This is a genomic window from Flavobacterium succinicans, assembly GCF_001662485.1.
GTDB classification, from domain to species: Bacteria; Bacteroidota; Bacteroidia; order Flavobacteriales; family Flavobacteriaceae; genus Flavobacterium; species Flavobacterium succinicans_A.
Genome location: NZ_JMTM01000065.1, coordinates 191,982 through 214,462, shown reverse-complemented (window position 1 = coordinate 214,462; position 22,481 = coordinate 191,982). Strand labels below are relative to the sequence as shown.

The window sequence follows — 22,481 nt, the reverse complement described above, 5'->3', positions numbered from 1 at the left end:
TTTTGATAAGTTTTTGTAAAGTTTATTTTTACTTATTGATGTGTTTTTGTATGGATTTTTAAATATGAATTTAAAGAAATAACCTGTAGTATTGCGAGAAAATACAAATTAATTAACCAAAATTTTTAGAAAAATGAAATTTACAAAAACACTTATTTTTTGTTTTTCGTCACTGTTGTTTTCCTTATGCGGCTTTGCTCAAGAAGCTGTTGTAAAAGGTAAAGTAGTAGACGAAAATGGGCTTTTGGTTCCTGGGGCAACTGTTGCTGTAAAGGGATCAAAAGTGGCAACTACTACAGATTATGATGGTAGCTTTACAGTTAAAGCGCCTTCGAACGGTATGCTTGTTGTTAGTTTTATTGGTTACAATACAATTCAAGAATCGATTAACGGTAGAACCGAAATTGATTTTAAATTAAAAACACAATCTCAAGATCTACATGAAGTAGTAGTTGTGGGGTATGGAACACAAAAGAAAAGTGTTGTTACTGGAGCTATCTCAAGTATCAAAGCTAAAGATTTGGAGAGTTTGCCATTAACCCGTGTGGAGCAAGCTTTGCAAGGAAGAAGCTCAGGCTTGACTATTGCGGCCAATTCTGGACAACCAGGATCTTCAGCTACTATTCGAGTTAGGGGTATTACCACTTTTGGTAATAACGAACCGCTTTGGGTTGTTGATGGAGTAGTGGTCGATGCAGGAGGAATTGGTTATTTGAACCAATCTGATATCGCATCTATAGAGGTACTAAAAGATGCTGCTTCTCAAGCTATTTATGGAGCTAGAGCTGCAACTGGGGTAATTTTGGTGACTACCAAAAAAGGAAAATCAGGTAAAATGAGTGTGAGCTACACAGGTTATACAGGAGTTTCGTCGCCAGCTAGAAAATTAGGCTTATTAAATGCTACTCAATATGCTACATTAAATAACGAAGCTCATGCGGCAGCGAATCAGTCTCTTTTGTTTCCTAATCCGAATGCATTAGGAAAAGGAACCGATTGGCAAGATGCTATTTTTAATAACAACGCTCAGAGAATTGGTCACGAAATTAGCTTAACTGGAGGTAATGATGTGTCGACTTATTTTGTTTCGTTTGGAATTTTAGATCAAGAAGGAATTGTGGCTACAGATATCTCAAGTTATATCCGTAAAAATATTCGTTTGAACTCTACTCACAAGATTGCTAAAGGCATCACTTTTGGACAAACTTTAGGCTATTCAAGAGAAAAAAATGTAGGGATTGGAAACACAAATAGTGAATTTGGTGGGCCTTTAAGTTCAGCTATCAATTTAGACCCAATTACCCCCTTAGTGGTTACAGATCCATTGGTAGCTGGTGCAGCGCCTTATACTAATAATGGAATTTTTAGAGACCAAAACGGAAATCCATATGGAATTTCAAATTATGTTGGACAAGAAATGACCAATCCATTGGCTTATATCCAAACTAGATTAGGCAATTACAGTTGGTCAGATAACTTTGTTGGGAATGCTTATCTTGAAATCGAGCCGATCAAAGGTTTAAAAGTAAGAAGTACACTCGGAGGTAAATTGGCCTATTGGGGTGATGAGAGTTTTACACCGGTTTCTTACTTGAATTCATCAACTATCAATTTGAAGAACAATATTTTCAGAAGTACCAATAAGGGTTTTGGATGGAATATCGAAAACACCGCTTCTTACAGTACTAAAATTAATAAACATAGTTTTAGTGTTTTGTTGGGACAAGGAGCCTATGTGGATAACATTACCAGCGGACATGGTGTAACATATTTCAACATTCCGGTAACGAGTTACAAAGACGCTTCTTTCAATTTTAGTATACCACAAGATCAGATTGATGCTTATGCTTACACTGGCAATAATCATGTTGTGACTTCTATTTTTTCAAGATTGAATTATGATTACAACGAAAAATACTTAGTAACTGGTATAATCAGACGAGATGGTTCTTCTCGCTTTGGTTCAAATAACAAATACGGTACTTTCCCTTCTTTCTCTTTGGGATGGGTAGTGTCTAAAGAAGAATTCTGGAAAGAAAACGAAATTGTAAACTTATTGAAATTCAGAGGAGGATACGGAATCACAGGTAATGATGCTATTGGAGATTTTAGATATTTAGCAACTATTGGCGGAGGAAGAAATTACACCTTTGGGAATGCAGGTTCAGTAACTGTAGGTAATAGTCCAAACGCACCTTCTAATCCAGATTTGAAATGGGAACAAACAAGTCAGTTAAACGTTGGTTTTGAAACACGCTTGTTTAATGATTTTAATTTAGGATTTGATTTGTATACTAAAAAGACAACAGGAATTCTTCAAGACGTGACCCTTCCAGGTTATGTAGGATCAACAGGAAGCCCAGTAGGTAACGTGGCTGATATGACGAACAAAGGTTTTGACGTGGAGTTAGGTTACAAAAAACAGATAGGTGAGTTATCTATTTCTGCAAATGCCAATGTATCTTATGTGAAAAATGAGGTGACTTATTTAGGAAACGGAATTAATTTCTTATCAGGTGGAGTAGGGTTCCAATCTAGCACTTATCCTATTACAAGAACACAAGTAGGCCAAGCTGTAAATTCTTTCTTTGGATTCCAAACGGATGGTATTTTTCAAAATCAAGCCGAAGTTACTGCGTATACCAACAGCTCAGGACAATTGATTCAACCAGGAGCGGTTCCAGGAGATTTTCGTTGGAAAGATGTTAATGGAGATGGAACAATCACTGCTGATGACCGAACTTTCATTGGAAATCCATTGCCAGATTTTACTTTTGGTTTTACCCTGAATTTAGAATACAAAAACTTTGACTTGTTAGTTTTTGGTCAAGGTGTTGCTGGGAATCAAATTTTCCAAGGATTACGCAGATTAGATATTGCTAATGCTAATTATCAAACCGAAGCTTTAGGCCGTTGGACAGGAGAAGGTTCTTCAAATACTTTCCCAAGATTAACTACAAATGACACCAATAAAAACTTCAACAATCCTTCTGATTTTTATTTAGAAGATGGGGATTATTTCCGATTCAAAACCATTCAATTTGGGTATTCTTTACCAAGTAACATACTCGAAAAAGTTAGCATTGCTAAAGCTAGAGTGTATCTTACAGGTGAAAACTTATTCACTTTTACAAAATATACAGGCTACGATCCTGAGATTGGTGGTGGTGTAATGGGAATTGACAGAGGGTATTATCCTCAGGCCAAAACATTTATGTTGGGAGTTAATTTACAATTTTAATAAAACGTAAAATCATGAAACTAAGAAATTTAAAATATACTATCCATGCGTTTGCTCTTTTATTTGTGGCGGCGTCATGTAGTGATGAGTTTTTAGAAGTAGAGCCTAAAGGAACTGCTCTAGAAGAAAATTATTATGCAAACGAAGCCGAAGCCTATTCTGGACTTGTAGCAGTTTATGATGTACTAGGCAAACAATCTGGTGGATTTGAAAACATGGTTTGTATGATGAACGCTGGTTCTGATGATCATTATGCTGGTGGAGGTGGTGCTACGGATGGAAACGGTATGCAATCTTTTTCAGATTATTCTATCAGTCAAGTAACCATTCCAGGAAGTTTTTGGAATAATTTTTATCAAGGAATATTTAGAGCCAATACGTTATTAATAAAATTGCCAAATGTTCCTATGGCCGATGCTCAAAAAGCAAGATTTACTGCTGAAACAAAAGCCTTGCGTGCCTACTACTATTTTGAGTTAGTTCGTTTATTCAAAAACATTCCATTGATTACGGCCCCAATCCCTACCAGTGAAGTTTACAATGTATTACAAGCAAAACCAGAAGAAGTGTACACTCAAATCGAAAAAGATTTGAAAGAAGCGATTCCTAATTTGCCTAATACCATTACTAACCCTACTACAGAATCTGGACGTTTTACTAAAGGAGCTATTAAAGCATTACTTGGAAAAGTGTATTTGTACCAAGGCAAAAATGCTTTGGCGGCTTCCGAATTGGCTGAAGTGAATGGAACACCTGGAGGAACAAGTCCTTTTGGTTATAAATTATTGGCTAAATATTCTGATTTATGGGTAATTAGTAACAAGTTCAATTCAGAGGCAATTATCGAAGTATCTCATACCAACAAAAGTAATTCTGGTTGGGGCAACTGGGGTTCAGGTTCGGATGAAGGAAATTCTATTAACGTAATGGTTGGACCTAGAGGATATTCTAGACCTAGCAACTCTACAGCTCCAGATTATGCTGCGGGTTGGAGCTTCAATCCAATCACAGTTGATTTGTATAATGCCTTAAAAAACGACCCTCGTTTTAGTTCAACTGTTGTTGATATGAAAGATTTGAAAGCTCAAGGTCTTGCTGATTATTCACCAGGTTATAAAGACACAGGGTACTTTATCAAAAAGTTTATGCCTACAACTGCCGATGTAACGACTGGGGGTGGCGATGCAGTTTTGAACTACAAACAAAACGTATATGTAATGCGTTTGGCCGATACTTACTTGATGGAAGCCGAAGCTTTGGGCGGAACAGGAACTAGAGCACAAGCCCTTCTTGATGCCGTTCGTGCTAGAGTTGGATTGCCTTCTGTACCAGTCTCTATAAATGCAATCTTAGCAGAACGTAGATTAGAATTGGCTTGCGAAGGGCACCGCTGGTTCGACTTGGTTCGTACTGGTAGAGCAGCAGCTGTTTTGGCAAGTAGAGGTTTTGTCGCAGGTAAAAACGAAATCTGGCCTATTCCATTGAAAGAATTAGAAAACACCAAACTGGTTCAAAATCCAAATTATTAATCGTAAATCAAAAAATATGTTTGTAAATATAATTTCAAAAAGAGCCATTTACTTATTCTTTGCTTTTGCATCTGTAAGTACTTTGCTTAGCTGTCAGCCTGATGATGCGCTTGACGGAAACGGATTGACCGATGCTAATGTTGATGCTTCATTTACCATTACACCGGTAGAAGGTGCAGTGAATACCTATAAGTTAGAAGCACAAACCCAAAATGTTATCGCCTCAAAATGGAACATTGGTGATGGAGTGTACGCTGGAAAAATGACCGAAAAAATTTCGCTTCCAGATGCAGGAACCTACAAAATCACACACATTGCAGTAGGAAGAGGTGGTGCCGAAAATACCATGACTAAAGAAATTGTTGTAGCTACTTCAGACCCACTAAAAGGAAATTTGGTAAAAGGAGGCAACTTTGCCAATGCTGCTGATCATGCACAATGGACGAGTTGTAATTTGAGTCCATCAGGCGCTGCCAAATGGAACTTCAAAACAGGAAGTGCTACCATCAACTCTAATGGTGGTTGGGCTCAAGAAGCTATTTATCAAGCTATCGATGTGGTAAAAGATAAAGAGTACACCATCGATATGCTAGTTTCTTCAAACAATGGTTCGAACGAAACTTGGTTCGAAGTCTATGCTGGAACTACAGTACCCGCTTCAGGAGTAGAATACAAAGACAACAAAGTGATGGGATTAAGTACATGGGACGGTTGTGCAAAAGCGGCCTTTTCTGGAAAACTATCAGTTGTAGGTTGCGTAAAAAATGCCGCTGGAGTGATCTCAAACACCGTAAAATTTAGTCAAACCGGAAAAATATATCTAGTGATTCGCTGCGGCGGAAACACATTTACTCCAAGCGGAATTACCATTTCCAAAGTGGAGTTTAGAGGAAAATAAAATGTTTAAGTTAGGTTGAGTTAAGTTTTGAGTTTTGTTTTTAATAGCCCATTCTCATTCTGATTATGGGCTATTTTTTAACAAAAGTGTGTAACTTAGAAGATTAATTGTCAGGCATTTAAAATAAAATTTAATAAAATGAAAAAATCTGCTATATCTCTATTCTGTTTGCTTCTTATGGGAACTCTTTTTGCACAACAAAAAGAAAGCAAAGGAAAACAAGCGTTTACAACAGCTGGAAAAAAAGTAACCGTTTACACCACAGCAGCCAATACCGACCTGCGATTAAGCCCCACAGCTCATTTGGTTTTTGCAAAAGCAGCGCAACCGTTAGAAACAGAAATATCCATTTTTGTAGAGCCCCAACGAAAATTCCAATCCTTGATGGGAATTGGTGGCGCCATTACAGATGCAAGCGCCGAAGTGTTTGCCAAGTTGTCAAAAGAAAAACAGCAAGAATTTTTAACCGCTTACTACGATACACAAAAAGGCATAGGCTATTCATTGCTAAGAACAACAATTCATAGCTCTGATTTTAGCAGTGGAAGCTATACTTATATCGAAGAAGGCGATAAGGATTTGAAAACATTTTCTATTGCGCACGACAAACAATTCCGAATCCCAATGATTAAGCAAGCCACTCAAGCTGCAGGTGGAAAAATAGTAACCTATGTTTCTCCTTGGAGCCCACCAGCCTTTATGAAAAGCAACAAGCAAATGCTAAAAGGCGGAACACTCTTGCCAGACTATTACCAAGCTTGGGCCAATTATTACGCCAAGTTCATCAAAGCCTACGAAAAAGAAGGAATGCCTATTTGGGGATTGACCATTCAAAACGAACCCATGGCAGTTCAAACTTGGGAATCTTGTGTTTTCTCTGCCGAAGCCGAAAGAGACTTCTTAAAAAACTACCTAGGACCAACCTTAAAAAAAGAAGGACTAGGCAACAAAAAAATCATTGTTTGGGATCACAACCGCGATTTGATGAACCAAAGAGCCAATGTGATTTTTACCGACCCCGAAGCCTCTAAGTACGCTTGGGGAATGGGATTTCACTGGTACGAAACTTGGGCAGGAGGCGCGCCAATGTATGAGAATGTAGCCAAAGTGCACGAAGCTTTCCCAGACAAAAACCTCATTTTCACCGAAGGTTGTATCGAAAAATTCGACGCTCAAAAATACCAATTTTGGCCAAACGCCGAACGATATGGAGCTTCAATGATACATGATTTTAATAACGGAACTGTAGCGTGGACCGATTGGAATATCCTCCTCGACGAAAACGGAGGACCTAATCACGTGGGCAATTTTTGTTTCGCGCCTATCCATGCCGACTCTCAATCGGGAGCCTTAATCTACACGCCGTCGTATTATTATATTGGTCATTTTGCCAAATTCATTCGCCCGCAAGCGCGCAGAGTAGCCACCGCTTCAAGCCGCAGTAGTCTAATCAGCACATCATTTCAAAATGCAGATGGCTCTATGGTTACCGTGGTCATGAACCAAAGCGACAAAGAGGTTACCTACAATTTGATGATCGCTTCCGACAAAACCGTAACCACAATACCGCCACATAGTATTCAGACCTTACTGTATTAAAACAGCAAAAACAGGAATAGGAAAAAGGAGCGAAACATTAGGCAGTACCAGTAGGCAACGTTCCCGCCATCCTTCCTAAGCAGCCGAGCCGAACACCGGCTCAGCTGCTTATCCCTCCTGTCGGGGCTAGGCAGCTATCAATTGTAAATTTTTGGAAGCATTCACTAGCAAACAACCTATAAAAACTAACCATCTTAATAGTATAAAAACAAGGTACTACCCTCAATTGTGTGGGTAAACACACAAGTAAAAAAATAGCCATATAAGGTAGGTAAAGCCATATAAGAATCATTGGCTATTTATAAAGGTAGGTCTATTAATTCGTTGTAGTAGAGTTGGTGAGAGTTGTGTAAGAAATAAGAGCGGTATGTTTATCAAACTTATATGACCTTAAATGCCTTAAATGGTTCAATAATAGAAGTTGCTTGTGTTAGAATAACACTACTTAAAATAGTAAAAACCACACCATTCAGGGTAGAACCAAAAACAATCATAACTATGAAAATTTATATAAAAAAAATCACACGATACTTACTATACAGTTTGGCCATTGCCATACAAATCAGTTGTTCGTCCCCAAGCGAAGGAGGAGATCCCACTCCAACGCCCACACCTACGCCCAATCCACCCGCTACCAAAAACGAAGTCGATTACTGGCTCACCAAAGGCGATCAATCCATTCGATTGACCAAACAAAATGCGATTCTTGCTTTCGGGACTTTGCCTAATGCTTATGCTACTATCGAAGTAAACGACACCCAAACCTTTCAAACCATAGACGGATTCGGGTATACCTTAACAGGCGGTAGTGCCGATGTCATCAACCAACTAACTCCTGCCAAGAAGAAAGAAGTATTGCAAGAGCTTTATGGTGCGTCCGAAACCAGCATCGGCGTGAGCTACATTCGTATCAGTATTGGAGCGTCAGACATGAATGCTACTCCATTCACTTACAATGATCTTCCTGCTGGCGACACCGATTTGACTTTGTCAAAATTCAGTTTAGCCCCAGATAAAAATGGAGTAATTGCTCTTTTAAAAGAAATTCAGGCAATCAATCCAGCCATCAAAATTTTAGCAACGCCATGGTCAGCGCCCCTTTGGATGAAAGACAAAGCCAGTTTCGTTGGAGGAAGTTTGCAAACAAAATACTATGGAGTATATGCAAACTATTTTGTAAAATACATCCAACTCATGAAAGCCGAGGGCATCACCATCGATGCGATTACGCCACAAAACGAACCTTTGCACGGTGGTAATAATCCAAGTATGGTTATGACAGCCGTAGAACAAGCCAATTTTATCAAAAACAATTTGGGGCCTGCTTTTAAAACCGCTGGAATTACGACTAAGATCATTGCTTACGACCACAATTGCGATAACATTCAATATGCCAATACTATTTTTAGCGATGCAGGAGCAGCTCCATTTGTAGACGGCTCAGCGTATCATTTGTATGCTGGCGATATCAGTGCGCTTTCTACAATCTACAATGCTTTTCCTACCAAGAATGTTTATTTTACAGAGCAATACACTTCTTCAGAGGGTAATTTTGGAGGGGATTTAAAATGGCATGTGAAAAATGTAATCATTGGCTCTATGCGCAATTGGAGTAAAAATGCTTTAGAATGGAATTTGGCCAATGACGGTGCTTTCGGACCACACACTAATGGCGGTTGTACTACTTGCAAAGGTGCTTTGACAATAAATTCTAGTGAATCTTTCGATCGCAATGTAGCCTATTATATCATTGCTCATGCTTCTAAATTTGTTCCGGCGGGGTCTACAAGAATTGCCAGTAACGTAGTAGGAAACCTAAACAATGTAGCTTTCAAAACGCCTGCGGGTAAAAAAGTTTTGATTGTAGAAAACGATGGCAATACCAACGAAACGTTTAACCTTAAAAATAGCGGAAAATGGGTGACCATCACGCTTGATGCCGGTGCAGTAGCCACATTTGTTTGGTAGGCTATAACATTCATTGATTTGCAAGATACCGCGATAAGGCTTTTACAAATCTTTTTTTTAAATTAAAAAAAAAAATGAACTTACGATGAAAATACATCTTTTTAATACCAAAATAGGCTTTGTTTTAGGCTTGTTTTTATTAGTTTTTCTTTCTTGCAGTAGCTCGGGTAGCGGTTCTGAAGAACCTGTTATTTCAACACCTTCCAATCTTTCGGTTACGGCAACTATTGTGGGTGCCGATGCGCAAAATCCTACCGGTAACGGAAGCGGAAAAGTTAATTTTAAAATTAATGCCACCAATGCTACTTCATACAAACTATTGATCGAAGGCAAAGTGATTGATGTAACCACTACCGATTATGCTTATGTTTTTAAAACTACAGGAACAAATAGTTATACCATTTTAGCTTCGGCTTATAATGGTGCTAAATACATTAACACGTCTATTTCGGTAACGGTAAAAGTAGAATCAAAATTGGTTTGGTCTGATGAGTTCAACGTAAACGGAGCTCCTGATCCTTCAAAATGGAACACTCAAGTTTGGGATCCAGGGCACGTAAACAATGAGTTGCAATCGTATACGAATCGTTCTAAAAATCTAATCGTTGAAAATGGCGTTTTAAAAGTTACGGCTTACAGAGAAGATTATGGAAAAGGTAAATTTACTTCAGGCAGAATCGAGAGCAATGGCAAGTTTGAATTTACCTATGGAACGATTGTCATCAGAGCCAAAGTACCAGTTGGTGTAGGAACGTGGCCAGCAGTTTGGATGCTTGGCGCCAATATTGGAACCGTGGGATGGCCAGCTTGTGGAGAAATAGACATTCTAGAATCAGTTGGGAAGAATTTGGATCAAAATCATTCCTCACTGCATTCGCCTGGACGTTCTGGAGCGACTCCTGATACCGGAATCATAAAAGTTCCAAACAGCAGCACTGAGTTTCATATTTACAAAGCCAATTGGTCTGCTTCCGAAATCAAATTTTATGTAGATGATGTGTTGTTTTATACGTTTCAAAATTCTGATAAATTTCCATTCAATAAAAACTTCTACTTGATTGTCAATTTGGCAATGGGTGGAGTTTGGGGTGGAGACGTAGATCCGAATTTTACTTCATCTACTTTCGAAATTGATTATATTAGAGTCTATAATTAATACCAACGAATTCCTTTATCTGATGAAAAGCAAAGCAAACAAAATCCTTGGACTTTTAGTACTGTTGATTGGAGTAACAGTTTCGGCACAATCTTTAAAAGTGATGACCTACAATATCCGCTTGGATATAGCCAGCGATGGACTCAATGATTGGTCGCACCGAAAGGACTTTTTGATAACACAACTACAGTTTTATGCACCAGATGTTTTTGGGGTTCAAGAAGCAACACCCAATCAAGTAACGGATTTGACTCAAGCTTTTGGGAATTATGTCAAGACGGGAATTGGCAGAGAATTGGAAGGAAAAGGGGAAGCTTCTTGTATTTATTTTAAAAAAGACCGATTTGATCTCCTGCAATCCAATACCTTCTGGTTGTCCGAAACGCCTAATCAGGTTTCTATGGGATGGGATGCTGCGTGCAATCGAGTATGTACCTATGTTTTATTGAAAGACAAAAAAAGCAAGCAATTCCTTTGGGTATTCAACACGCATTTGGATCATATGGGTCAGGAAGCCCGTACCAAAGGAATTCAGCTTATTTTAAAAACTATAGCTGACCTAAATACTAAAAATTACCCCGTTATTTTCATGGGCGATTTCAATACGACTCCCAACGAGAGTAGAATTTTGGAATTGAAAAAAGTGATGGAAGATGCCAGAGAACTATCCCAAGAAAAACCTTTTGGACCCGAGGGAACTTTTAATGGTTTTCGTTATGATGTGGCGGTAAAAGACCGAATTGATTATATCTTTTTGTCCAAAAATAGCGGGTTGACGGTTCAAAAATATGCGGTTTTGACTGATGCTAAAGACTTGCGCTATCCTTCAGATCATTTTCCGGTTTATATAGAATTGGTAGTTAACAAGAAAAAATAGAAATGAAGTACCCCATTGCTACAGCTGTTTTTCTTTTGCTTTGGAGTGTTTCCTTAAACAGTCAAAATCAAAAAGACACAAAAAAAAGGAAATCTCTAGTTACAACGACTCCGACTAAAACTACTGATTTGATCATTTCCAGAAGGGATTATAAAGACAAGCTTTATGGTTTTTGGTTAGGACAATGCATTGCCAATTGGACAGGTTTGGTTACCGAGATGGACAAAATAGGCAATATCGGAGAGATCAAAACGGGTAAATTTTATACCCGATTGGATTGGGGAAAACCAGATCAGCCAAGTATTTGGGGACAAGGTGTTCCGAGTGATTTGTCTAAAAACATCGATTTTGTTTTTGTAGGTCCCGAGGGCATTTGGGGTTCCGATGATGATACCGACATAGAATACATCTACCAAGAACTTCTTTATACCAAGCAAAAATCAATCCTTTCAGGCGAAGATATAAGAGAGGGATGGTTGCGGCATATTAAAAAAGAAGAGGAAAATTATTTGTGGGTTTCCAACCAAAAAGCATTTGATTTAATGCAGCTTGGAATGATTCCTCCTGCTACCGGAGATCCAAAGAATAATCCTGAATACGAAATGATTGACGCACAATTGACCACCGAAATTTTTGGTTTTTTTGCGCCATCAAGACCGGACATTGCTTTAAAAATGGCGAAACTTCCCATTCAAAACACCGCTAGATACGACTCCGAATGGATTGCTAATTTTTATGTGTCTATGTATGCTTTGGCTTCTGTTGCGGATACCAAAAAATCAAACAAGGACAGTATTCTTTGGATGGCTGAGGTTGCTAAAAAGCAACTTCCTAAAGATTCGTATGCTAGCAAAATGTATGATTTTGTAAAGAGCAGGTATTTGAAAAACATACCTTGGGAACAAACCCGAGATGAGGTGTACCAGCGCTATCAAGTCGAACAAAAAGACGGGTACGATATGACTTCAAAGAATCGGTATTGCAATGGCTGCTTTGCTTCTGGAATTAATTTCGCTTCGAGTTTAATCAGCCTTTTTTATGGAGAAGGAAATATCGTCGAAACAATTAAGATAGGAACACTAGCAGGTTGGGATTCTGATAATCCTACAGCTACTTGGGGAGGTTTATTAGGTTTTATGTTGGGTAAAGAAGGTATTGAAAAAGCCTTTAATCGAAAGTTTTCAAATCAATTTAATATTCACAGAACCCGAATGGGATTCCCAAACAACGGAATCGACACTTTTGAAAATATGGCTCAAAAAGGAATTGAAATTATCGATAGAGTCGTACAAGAAGAAAGCAAAGGAAGTGTCGATTTTAAAAAAAATGTGTGGATCATTCCACAACTAAATAAGTACTAAAGAAAATGAAAAAGGTAATACTAATGCTATTTTTGGGGTGCAATGTGCTGGTTTTTGCACAATCCAAGAATATTGATCAAAAAGTCGAGGCGTTATTGCGACAAATGACTTTGGAAGAAAAAATAGGGCAACTCAATCAATATACTGGTGATAATGCTGCTACTGGTCCTATCACCATTAATCCCAACAAACAAACCGAAATCAAACAAGGACTAATTGGTTCTATGTTGAATATTTTGGGTACCAAATATACGCGACAATACCAAGAATTGGCAATGCAATCGCGTTTGAAAATTCCGTTGTTGTTTGGTCAAGACGTGATTCACGGATACAAAACCACTTTTCCAATTCCTTTGGCGGAAGCCGCTTCTTGGGATTTGGAGGCGATGGAACTTACGGCAAGAATTGCTGCTACAGAGGCTGCGGCTGCCGGAATTCACTGGGCGTTTGCGCCTATGGTCGATATTTCTAGAGATCCAAGATGGGGTCGTGTGATGGAAGGTGCTGGAGAAGATACCTACTTGGGTTTTAAAATTGCTTATGCAAGAGTTAAAGGTTTTCAAGGAAATTTAGGAGACGTTACTTCGGTGATGGCTTGTGTCAAACACTTTGCGGCCTATGGTGCTGCGGTGGGCGGACGCGACTATAATTCAGTAGATATGAGTAATAGAATGTTGTGGGAAACCTATTTGCCTCCTTTCAAAGCTGCTTTAGATGCGGGTGCGGCAACATTTATGAATTCGTTTAATGACTTGAACGGAATTCCAGCCACAGGGAATGCCTATCTGCAACGCGATATTCTTAAAGGGAAGTGGAATTTTAAAGGTTTCGTAGTTTCAGACTGGGGCTCTATTGGCGAAATGGTCAATCACGGTTATGCAAAAGATAACAAAGAAGCAGCATTGGCCGCGATTACAGCGGGTAGCGATATGGATATGGAAAGCAATGCCTATCGTTATCATTTGGCACAATTGGTAAAAGAGAAAAAAGTGCCAATGGCTTTGATTGATGATGCGGTAAAACGGATATTACGAAAGAAATTCGAGTTGGGATTGTTCGATGATCCCTTCAAATTCAATAATGAAGAGCGCGAGCAAAAAGCCTTAAACAATCCAGAACATCGAAAAGTGGCTAGAGCAATGGCAGCCAAAAGTATTGTTTTGTTGAAAAACGAAAAAGGAATTTTACCACTTTCAAAATCGATCAAAACCATTGCATTCATTGGTCCTTTGGTAAAAGAATACAAACAAAATATGGGTTTCTGGTCGGTAGAATTACCCGAATTGGATTATACCAAAGAGATTGTTTCGCAGTGGGACGGATTGCAAAATAAAGTAGGGAAGAACACACAACTTTTGTATGCCAAAGGTTGCGACATCGAAGGAGACAATACAGAAGGTTTTGCAGAAGCTATTGCCGTGGCCAATCAAGCAGATGTGGTAGTTTTGAGCATTGGCGAACGAAGAGATCAAAGTGGCGAGGCCAAAAGCCGTAGCAATTTGCGTCTGCCAGGAGTACAAGAAGAATTAGTAAAAGCCATTCAAGCCACGGGCAAACCAGTAGTCGTATTGATCAATGCGGGAAGACCACTTATTTTTAATTGGACAGCAGATCAAGTGCCTGCTATTTTGTATACTTGGTGGTTGGGTTCTGAAGCGGGGAATGCCATTGCCGATGTGTTGTTTGGCGATTACAATCCTTCAGGAAAATTGCCAATGTCTTTTCCGAGAGAAGAAGGACAAATTCCAATTTATTACAATCACTTCAATACCGGAAGACCAGCGCCGAACGAAACGGCTACTAATTATGTTTCGGCTTATATCGACTTAAAAAACAGTCCGAAGTTTCCTTTTGGTTACGGATTGAGTTATACCACTTTCAACTACTCCGATTTACAATTGTCTAAAAAAGTAATCAAGAAAAATGAAACCATAACCGTTTCGTTTACCCTTACCAACACCGGAAAATTCGATGGAGAAGAAGTGGTACAATTGTATCTAAGAGATCAAGTGGGTAGCGTAGTGCGACCTATAAAAGAGTTGCGTGATTTTCAAAAAGTGTTTTTAAAAGCGGGAGCTTCGCAAAAGATTACGTTTACGATTGATAAAGAAAAATTAGCTTTTTATAATGCCAAATTAGAATGGGCGCCTGAACCGGGTGCGTTCGAAGTGCAATTAGGAGCTTCATCCGCCGATATTCGCTTGAAAGACAGTTTTGAATTAATATTTTAATCTTTAAAAAAATGAAATTGAAAAAGTTGACCTTTTTTCTTTTGATACCTTTTGTGCTTTTCGCACAGACAAAAAAAGATACCATCAGCGTATATTATTTGGGAGGACAATCTAATATGGAAGGCTTTGGCTATGTGAAAGAGTTACCAGAAGCCTTACGCAAAAAAAGTAAAAATGCTTTTATATATCAAGGCAATCCAGTTGGGGATAATGATGCCAATGGCGGTTTAGGAAAGTGGGCCGTTTTGCAACCTGGTCACGGAACGGGTTTTGCTTCGGATGGCAAAAGCAATACGCTATCTGACCGATTTGGGGTTGAGCTTTCGTTTGTTCAAAAATTGCAAGAGGCATATCCCAATCAAAAGATTGCCATTATAAAATATGCCCGAAACGGTTCAGCAATTGATAGCAGTGGCACTAAATTATATGGTTCTTGGGAGCCTGATTTTAGAAGAGTAAAAAATCAATACGATTATTTTTTAAAAACAGTGCAAGCTGCGATGGCTGTAAAGGATATCAATGGCGATGGTGTTGAAGACGTGTTGGTGCCTAGCGGAATTCTTTGGATGCAAGGCGAAAGCGATGCCGACAAAACAGAACAAATTGCAAACCACTATTATGACAATTTGAAACGATTGATGCAACTCATTCGAGCCGCTTTTAGAAACAATGACTTACCAATTGTCATCGGAAAAATATCCGATTCTGGAGATGATCCCGATGGGAAAGTTTGGGGTTTTGGGGAATTAGTTCAATACGGACAAGAAAAATTTGCCCTTACGGAACCCAACGTGCGTATTGTGCGAAGCACCTCCAAGTATTTTTATTCGGATAAATACCATTATAAAAGCGAGGGATATATAGATTTGGGAAAAGAATTTGCCATAGCCATTGTAAATCTTAACAAGAAAGATAGCAATCACCCAGAAATGCAACACAATTAGTACAATTGAAATAGAGATTCATAATCAAATTTCATTATATTGTAATACAGAAAGTTACGGTGTTTTTATTGGCGCTTGTGACCTTCATTTTAACTAATGCTAAATTTTAACATCAATGCTATGAAGAAGATATTGCTATTATTTGTTTTATTAGTTGGGTTGCTTTCGTTTTCTCAAAATGAGGCTACAACTGAAAAACGAATTCAGTCATTAGTAAAAAAAATGACGCTCCAAGAAAAAGTGAGTTTATTGCACGGTAATTCTAAGTTTTATGTTTCCGATATTAAACGATTGGGCATACCAGAATGGGCTTTGTCTGATGGGCCCCACGGCGTGCGTGCCGAAATGAACCGACACAATTGGCAATATGCTGGTTGGAAAGATGATGCGGTTACTTGTTTTCCTCCCGGTACTGCTATGGCCGCCACTTGGAATTTAGATTTGACTGCCCAACGAGGTTATGTTTTGGGAGAAGAGGCCCGATTTAGAAAAAAAGATGTGCTCTTAGGACCAGGTATCAATATTATTAGAAGTCCTTTATGTGGAAGAAATTTTGAGTATTTAAGTGAAGATCCTTTTCTAATTTCTCAATTGACGGTTAGCTATATTAAAGCTTTGCAAAGCAAAGATGTGGCGGCAAGTGTAAAACATTTTGCGGCGAATAATCAAGAAGACAATCGATTTGTGATTGATGTAACGATGAGCGACAGGGCTTTGCACGAAATTTATTTGCCTGGTTTTAAAGCTGCAGTTATGGACGCAAAAGTGTTAACCGTGATGGGCGCTTACAATAAATTTAGAGGTGATTATTGCACGGAGAATATGTTGTTGGGACGAACTATTTTGCGCGATTTATACCAATTCAAAGGCGTTTATATGTCGGATTGGGATGCAACTCACAGTACAGTCAATGCGGCTTTGGCTGGATTGGATTTAGAAATGGGAACTAATAAAACCAATTATAACGAATGGTATTTTGCGGATCCTTTGATTAAAGCGGTGCAAGAGGGAAAAGTAAAAGAAAGCGTAGTAGATGAAAAAGTAGCCAATGTGTTGCGAGTGATGATTAAAACGAAAGTTTTAGATCCCAAAACCAGAATCAAAGGCAGTGTGAATACCAAGGAACACCAAGCGCTAGCGTATCAATCGGCAGTGGAATCTATAGTTTTATTAAAGAACGAAAACCAACTGTTGCCTCTGCCCATGAATGCTTTGAAATCGGTGGCGGTTATTGGGGACAATGCGACCAGAAAGCATTGTGGCGGTGGATTGAGCTCCGAAATTAAGCCTTTGTACGAAATCACACCATTAGAAGCGATTACCAATAAGTACGGAAACCAATTGCAAATTAATTATGCTCAAGGCTACAATAAGCAATCTTCGCCAGGAGAAGGCAGCAACAAAGGGCAATTAAATTCTGATTTTGTCGATTGGAAATTAATCGATGAAGCAGTGGCTCAAGCCAAAAAGTCCGATGTGGCGATTGTTTTTGCAGGATTAAATCACGATTTCGATTCGGAGTCGTTTGATAGAATTCATATGCGTTTGCCTTATGGACAAGAAACCTTAATTCAAGAAGTAACCAAAGCCAATCCGAAAACCATTGTGGTAATCATTGCAGGTTCTCCTTTGGAATTGTCAGGAATTCAAACACGTGTTCCTTCAATTGTTTGGGCGTGGTACGGTGGAATGGAAGCTGGAAATGCTGTGATGGATGTGTTGAGCGGAAAGCAATATCCTTCAGGAAAATTACCGATAACTTTGCCAGTTAGTTTGCAACAATCACCCGATGTTGCTTTAGGAAATTATCCGGGAAGGGATTTAAAAGTGAAGTATGAAGAAGATATTTTAGTTGGCTACAGATGGTATGACACCAAGAAAATAGAACCACTTTATCCTTTCGGTTTTGGATTGTCGTATACTTCATTTGCTATTTCCAATGTTGCAACAGATAAAAAAACTTTCGATGTAAACGATACGGTAACGCTAAAATGTACCCTCAAAAACACAGGACAACTTGAAGGAGCAGAAGTACTTCAGTTGTATGCTAGTCAACCCGTTTGTTCAGTGCTACGACCTCAAAAAGAGTTGAAAGCTTTTGAAAAAGTAGTGTTGAAATCAGGCGAACAAAAAGAAGTTTCGCTTAAAGTCAAGATAAAAGATTTGGCTTTTTATGATGAAAAAAATGCCAACTGGAAAGTAGAACCAGGAGAATTTGTTTTTCATATAGGCACTTCCTCAAAAGAAATTGTAAATTCGGTAAGCGTCCAAGTTAAATAGACCATTAAGATTTTTGATAAAAACAAGAGCGATACTTTCTGTGTGAGAGTATCGCTCTTTTGGTAAGTTAACCATTGGCTTTTAGTAATAAAATTCCGGAGAACTTTCGTAGTGAAAGAATTTTGGGGTGTGGTATTTATCTGGGTTTTTTATTAGCTAATGGTCGATATGTTGTTGAGGTGTTCCTTTTATTTTTTAGGAACGTATCTTCTGATATACGCAATTTTCCCTTTGATGGATTTATGGGTTCCTAACTTTTTAATTTTTAGCTACTTTTAAATAACCAATTACTCATTGTGTAAAATGCTTTTTACCACATAGAAGCATAGAATTTATAGGTTTTTAATAGAAATAAAAGACGTTTTACTATTCACATAGCTCATCTAGTAAAAAATACTGCTATTTCTATTTTTTCTATGTTCATTTAGTTTAATCTATGAATCTATGTGGTTAATTCTTTTTTTATTTGTATTTCACCCAACGGGTTAACCAAGCACTAATTACTTAAGAACTTTCTTTTTAAGCCAATTTCTAACGGGTTCGTCATACCATTTCAAGCAGGCATAGGCCAAAACAATTGCGCTCACCACGGTCAAAATACTCATCGGTAACGCTTCTTGAAACGGGATTTTTCCATTGGCAACCCAAGCCGTGTAGATATAAATTAAAGGATAATGCGTGATGTAAATAGGATAGGAGATGTCGCCCAAAAATTGGCAAACCCGTGAAGCGTTTTTACCTTCTAGGGTTCCGCTAGCGCCAATATAAACGATGAGCGGAAAAAGAATGATAATGCTCAACGAATCGTATAATCCGTTTTGCCAAACAGTCGTACTGTCACCAATTCTTGGCATTGCCAAAACAACGACAAGTAACAAACTCGACCACAGAAAAGCATTTTTGATAGTCGTAAGTCTCACGATTCGATGCAATAACAACCCACCAAAAAACGGAAAAAGAAGTCGGGCAAAGCCAATGTGAAGTTGTTCGGGAACCAATGACCAACCTCCGATTACATCTCCGTTGGGACTGGTTAAGGTTAGATGAATCAAAAAGCAACCCGATAGAAAAACGAGCACAGCCAAAGCAGTATTCGAAAATTTTCTCACGAACAAGGCATATAAAATATTACCAATATATTCAAAGAATAGCGACCAACCTGGGCCATCTAGCGGATGCATTTCTTGCCATCCTCGAATATCCATTGAAGTGGGCACAGGAATCAAAGTAAAGCCAATGACCATAATGAGCAGCATTTTCCAAAGCGGCACTTGGTGAATGTTGGGCCACAAAACCGAATCCTGATAATAGAAACACAAGGCGCCCACAATCATTCCCATAATAACCATTGGTTGTAATCGAATGAGTCTGATTTTGAAAAAATCGCCTATAGACATTTTGCTCCAGCGGTCATCATAAGCATAACTAATCACAAAGCCCGAAAGCAAAAAGAAAAAATCAACCGCCAAGTACCCGTGATTGATGACTTGGTCAAACCGACTCGTGGCGTGCGCTTCCATAATATGAAAAGCGACCACCATAATAGCAGCCACTCCTCGCAAACCATCTAAAATGGCGTAATGTTTTTTTGTAGGTAGTGTTGGATTTTGCATTGGCAAAGATTTTAAAAAATGAGGCTGTCGCTCAAAACAGCCTCAATTGAAACAACATTTATAACAACCAAAATTTATAGAAAACTGTTCTATGAAATTATTTTCCACCACATAGAGGCATAGAATTTAAAGCTTTTAAAAATGAAATAGGCGTTTTACTTTTACATAGTTATGCTATGTGGGAAATAGTGCTATTTCTATTTTTTCTTTGTAGCATTAGCATAGTTCTATGATTCTATGTGGTTATACATTTATTTTATAGCAATTAACTCAGTGTTTTATAGATAAAATTAAATTTCTATTTCGCATTAGCCGCTTGCAACAAGGCTTGTAACTGTTCCTCGGTAAATTTTCCGCCAGAAAGCAACAAGAATTTATTGATAGGCATATCGGCAAGCATTGCTATCATAAAGGCTTCGGCTTTTTTCTCTTCTTCTGTTTCCGCTTTTTTAGTGCTACCCGTAAAGCTTCGCGTCAAGGCCTCGTAGATTACAGCGCTGTTTTTGGTTTGTTTGAACTCTTTCAACAAAGAGTTACGGGTAAAAACAGGCGTAAGGATTTTGGTAGACTGAATGTCCAATGTTTCTTGCAAAGGCAAATCTCTAGAGGAGCTTCCCACACGAATGTCAAACTTACCCGATTTCACAATCCAGTCGTGAGCGGTGGTGCTGTAATAGGCAAAATCGCGGGAGGACAATTGAAACTGTACTGTTTTTTCTTCTCCAGGTGCCAAAGCTATTTTTTCGAAATGCTTCAATTCGTTTTCAGGACGACTAAGTGCTGTTTCTTGTTCGTGAACATACAATTGTACTACCTCTTTTCCAGCTACTTTTCCTGTGTTTTTTACTTTCACGGAGATAGTAATCGCATCCGAATCTTTGGCAGAAGTCATATTGGCTTTGATATCCGAATAGCTAAAAGTGGTATAACTCAATCCAAATCCAAAAGGGAAATTAGGTTCGATTTTCTTTTTGTCGTAATAACGGTAACCAATAAAAACACCTTCACCGTAATTAGCAACTCCATCTTTTGAGGGAAAATCGATAGCCGTTGGTGTATCTTCTAAACGCATCGGGAAAGTTTCAGACAATTTTCCAGAAGGGTTTACTTTGCCCGTAAGCACATCGGCTATGGCGCCACCTCCAGCTTGTCCGCCCAAATAGGCTTCTACAATGGAAGCGACTTCTTTTTTCCAAGGAGTGCTTACTGCCGACCCATTCAATAGAATAACGACCACGTTTTTATTTACTTTCGCAACCGCATCAATCAATTGATTGTGACCTGCGGGCAAATCCATATTGGCTCTGTCATAACCTTCGGATTCGTACACGTCTGGAAGGCCTGCAAACAATAGAACAGTTTCAGCGCCTTTGGCATTTTTTACAGCTTCGTTAAGCAAAGTAGCGTTAGTGTCTCCCGCTGAGGTATAACCTTCGGCATAACTGAAAGTAGTTCCCTTTGCTAATTTTTGCAATTCGTCGAAAGCATTTTCTATTTGAGTAGGTTTTACTTGCGAACTTCCCGCGCCTTGATAGCGTGGTTTTTTGGCAAAAGCGCCAATGATAGCTACTTTTTTAGCAGATACTTTCAGGGGCAAAATCCCATTGCTATTTTTTAGAAGCACAATCGATTCTCCACTGGCTTCTCTTGCCAAAGTATGATGTTTGGCTTTGTCGACCACGATACCTTGTTGGTGACTGTCTTTGGCTTTGAGCGTGATGGCCAGGGTTTCGATGACAATTTCATCCAATTTCGATTCGGATAAAGTGCCTTTTTTAACCGCGTCTACAATTTTTTTGTTGTTAAAACCTCCACTAGCAGGCATTTCTAAGTTCAAACCTGCGGTTACGCCCAAAGGTCGGTCGTTGACAGCGCCCCAATCCGATACTACAAAACCTTGAAATCCCCATTTTTTCTTCAAAACATCGGTCAGTAAGTATTCGTTTTCTGAGGCATATACCCCGTTTAGTTTGTTGTACGAACACATTACGGTCCAAGGTTGGGCTTCTTTTACCGCAATTTCAAAAGCAGGAAAATAAATTTCACTTAGCGTGCGTTCGTCCACCACTGAACTATTCGACATACGTTCAAATTCTTGGTTGTTTGCGGCAAAATGTTTTAACGAAGTTCCCACGCCTTTGCTTTGCACGCCGTTGATAAAAGCAGCGGCAATTTTTCCAGACAAAACGGGGTCTTCAGAGAAATATTCGAAGTTGCGTCCACCAAGCGGAGAACGTTTCATATTGATGCCAGGACCCAACAAAATCTGTACGTCATTGGCTTGAGATTCGGTAGCTAAGGCTTCGCCCACTCGTTTTACTAATTCTTTATTCCACGACGAAGCCAAACCTGAAGCTGTTGGAAAACAAGTCGCAGGAACACTATTCGTAAAATCAAAACCTTCTGCTTTGCGCAAACCGTGTGGGCCATCGGTCATAAAAATCGACGGAACACCCAATCTTGGAATTGCCTGTGTAGACCAAGCGGTTTCGCCCGAACACAACGATGCTTTTTCTTCAAGCGTCATTTGTGCCACTATTTTCTTGGCTTTCTCACGATAATCGGTCGTTTGCGCACTCGCTGAGAGCACGGCAAAAAAGAAGCATCCCAAAACATAACTTTTTCTCATACTGGTAAAGGTTTGGTTTATAGTAAAATAGTATTGTGTTGTTTTGACGCAATGTACATTTATTTTTGATTAAAAAAACACATCGCTCAAAAAAAAGCCTCTTTTTTAGTGAAATCTAGTTTTATGTACGTAAAATTTTAAGGATTAAGAAGTTA

At 38.9% G+C, this 22,481-nt stretch carries 13 protein-coding genes; 11 read left to right on the top strand and 2 right to left on the bottom strand.

Annotation, left to right across the window (positions count from 1 at the left end; translation table 11 throughout):
• Positions 1-133 precede the first annotated feature (133 nt).
• The 11 genes from FLB_RS12460 (at position 134) to FLB_RS12410 (ending at position 18,084) form a co-directional block, all read left to right on the top strand.
• Positions 134-3,241, top strand: a complete 3,108-nt coding sequence (locus FLB_RS12460) for a SusC/RagA family TonB-linked outer membrane protein (RefSeq protein WP_064716276.1) — start codon at positions 134-136, stop codon at positions 3,239-3,241.
• Between the two features lie 14 nt (positions 3,242-3,255).
• Positions 3,256-4,770 carry a RagB/SusD family nutrient uptake outer membrane protein gene (locus tag FLB_RS12455; RefSeq protein ID WP_064716275.1) on the top strand — a complete coding sequence of 505 codons (1,515 nt, stop codon included), beginning with the start codon at positions 3,256-3,258 and terminating at the stop codon, positions 4,768-4,770.
• Positions 4,771-4,786: 16 nt separating this feature from the next.
• A complete protein-coding gene (locus FLB_RS12450) occupies positions 4,787-5,668 on the top strand; it encodes a hypothetical protein (protein ID WP_064716274.1) in 882 nt (293 codons plus the stop codon).
• Positions 5,669-5,806: 138 nt separating this feature from the next.
• Positions 5,807-7,267, top strand: a complete 1,461-nt coding sequence (locus FLB_RS12445; protein ID WP_064716273.1) for a glycoside hydrolase family 30 protein — start codon at positions 5,807-5,809, stop codon at positions 7,265-7,267.
• A 498-nt stretch (positions 7,268-7,765) separates the two neighbouring features.
• Entirely contained in the window at positions 7,766-9,235 is a 1,470-nt protein-coding gene (locus FLB_RS12440) for a glycoside hydrolase family 30 protein (protein WP_064716300.1), read from the top strand.
• A gap of 85 nt (positions 9,236-9,320) precedes the next feature.
• On the top strand, positions 9,321-10,391 hold the full coding sequence (locus tag FLB_RS12435; protein ID WP_064716272.1) for a family 16 glycosylhydrolase: 1,071 nt from the start codon (positions 9,321-9,323) through the stop codon (positions 10,389-10,391).
• Between the two features lie 22 nt (positions 10,392-10,413).
• Positions 10,414-11,268: an endonuclease/exonuclease/phosphatase family protein gene (locus tag FLB_RS12430; RefSeq protein WP_064716299.1), complete on the top strand. Its 855-nt coding sequence runs from the start codon at positions 10,414-10,416 to the stop codon at positions 11,266-11,268.
• 2 nt (positions 11,269-11,270) lie between these two features.
• Complete coding sequence (locus tag FLB_RS12425; protein ID WP_064716271.1) at positions 11,271-12,629, top strand: ADP-ribosylglycohydrolase family protein; 1,359 nt, start codon at positions 11,271-11,273, stop codon at positions 12,627-12,629.
• Positions 12,630-12,634: 5 nt separating this feature from the next.
• A complete protein-coding gene (locus FLB_RS12420; protein ID WP_064716270.1) occupies positions 12,635-14,860 on the top strand; it encodes a glycoside hydrolase family 3 N-terminal domain-containing protein in 2,226 nt (741 codons plus the stop codon).
• A gap of 11 nt (positions 14,861-14,871) precedes the next feature.
• Entirely contained in the window at positions 14,872-15,804 is a 933-nt protein-coding gene (locus FLB_RS12415; protein ID WP_082923287.1) for a sialate O-acetylesterase, read from the top strand.
• Between the two features lie 120 nt (positions 15,805-15,924).
• Entirely contained in the window at positions 15,925-18,084 is a 2,160-nt protein-coding gene (locus tag FLB_RS12410; protein ID WP_064716297.1) for a beta-glucosidase, read from the top strand.
• Between the two features lie 500 nt (positions 18,085-18,584).
• On the opposite strand, the gene FLB_RS12405 is transcribed toward FLB_RS12410, so the two are convergent.
• Together FLB_RS12405 and FLB_RS12400 are read right to left on the bottom strand one after the other, a co-directional pair.
• Positions 18,585-19,697, bottom strand: a complete 1,113-nt coding sequence (locus FLB_RS12405) for an acyltransferase family protein (protein ID WP_064716269.1) — start codon at positions 19,695-19,697, stop codon at positions 18,585-18,587.
• A 298-nt stretch (positions 19,698-19,995) separates the two neighbouring features.
• The gene (locus FLB_RS12400; protein ID WP_197488961.1) at positions 19,996-22,326 is read right to left on the bottom strand and encodes a glycoside hydrolase family 3 C-terminal domain-containing protein; all 2,331 of its coding nucleotides are present in this window, start codon (positions 22,324-22,326) and stop codon (positions 19,996-19,998) included.
• Positions 22,327-22,481 lie beyond the last annotated feature (155 nt).

Excerpts from the sequence above, each read along its gene's own strand:
- FLB_RS12405 (WP_064716269.1), bottom strand. The coding sequence starts at position 19,697 with ATGCAAAATCCAACACTACCTACAAAAAAACATTACGCCATTTTAGAT.
- FLB_RS12430 (WP_064716299.1), top strand. The coding sequence starts at position 10,414 with ATGAAAAGCAAAGCAAACAAAATCCTTGGACTTTTAGTACTGTTGATT.
- FLB_RS12450 (WP_064716274.1), top strand. The coding sequence starts at position 4,787 with ATGTTTGTAAATATAATTTCAAAAAGAGCCATTTACTTATTCTTTGCT.
- FLB_RS12460 (WP_064716276.1), top strand. The coding sequence starts at position 134 with ATGAAATTTACAAAAACACTTATTTTTTGTTTTTCGTCACTGTTGTTT.
- FLB_RS12420 (WP_064716270.1), top strand. The coding sequence starts at position 12,635 with ATGAAAAAGGTAATACTAATGCTATTTTTGGGGTGCAATGTGCTGGTT.
- FLB_RS12410 (WP_064716297.1), top strand. The coding sequence starts at position 15,925 with ATGAAGAAGATATTGCTATTATTTGTTTTATTAGTTGGGTTGCTTTCG.
- FLB_RS12455 (WP_064716275.1), top strand. The coding sequence starts at position 3,256 with ATGAAACTAAGAAATTTAAAATATACTATCCATGCGTTTGCTCTTTTA.
- FLB_RS12400 (WP_197488961.1), bottom strand. The coding sequence starts at position 22,326 with ATGAGAAAAAGTTATGTTTTGGGATGCTTCTTTTTTGCCGTGCTCTCA.
- FLB_RS12440 (WP_064716300.1), top strand. The coding sequence starts at position 7,766 with ATGAAAATTTATATAAAAAAAATCACACGATACTTACTATACAGTTTG.
- FLB_RS12415 (WP_082923287.1), top strand. The coding sequence starts at position 14,872 with ATGAAATTGAAAAAGTTGACCTTTTTTCTTTTGATACCTTTTGTGCTT.
- FLB_RS12425 (WP_064716271.1), top strand. The coding sequence starts at position 11,271 with ATGAAGTACCCCATTGCTACAGCTGTTTTTCTTTTGCTTTGGAGTGTT.
- FLB_RS12435 (WP_064716272.1), top strand. The coding sequence starts at position 9,321 with ATGAAAATACATCTTTTTAATACCAAAATAGGCTTTGTTTTAGGCTTG.
- FLB_RS12445 (WP_064716273.1), top strand. The coding sequence starts at position 5,807 with ATGAAAAAATCTGCTATATCTCTATTCTGTTTGCTTCTTATGGGAACT.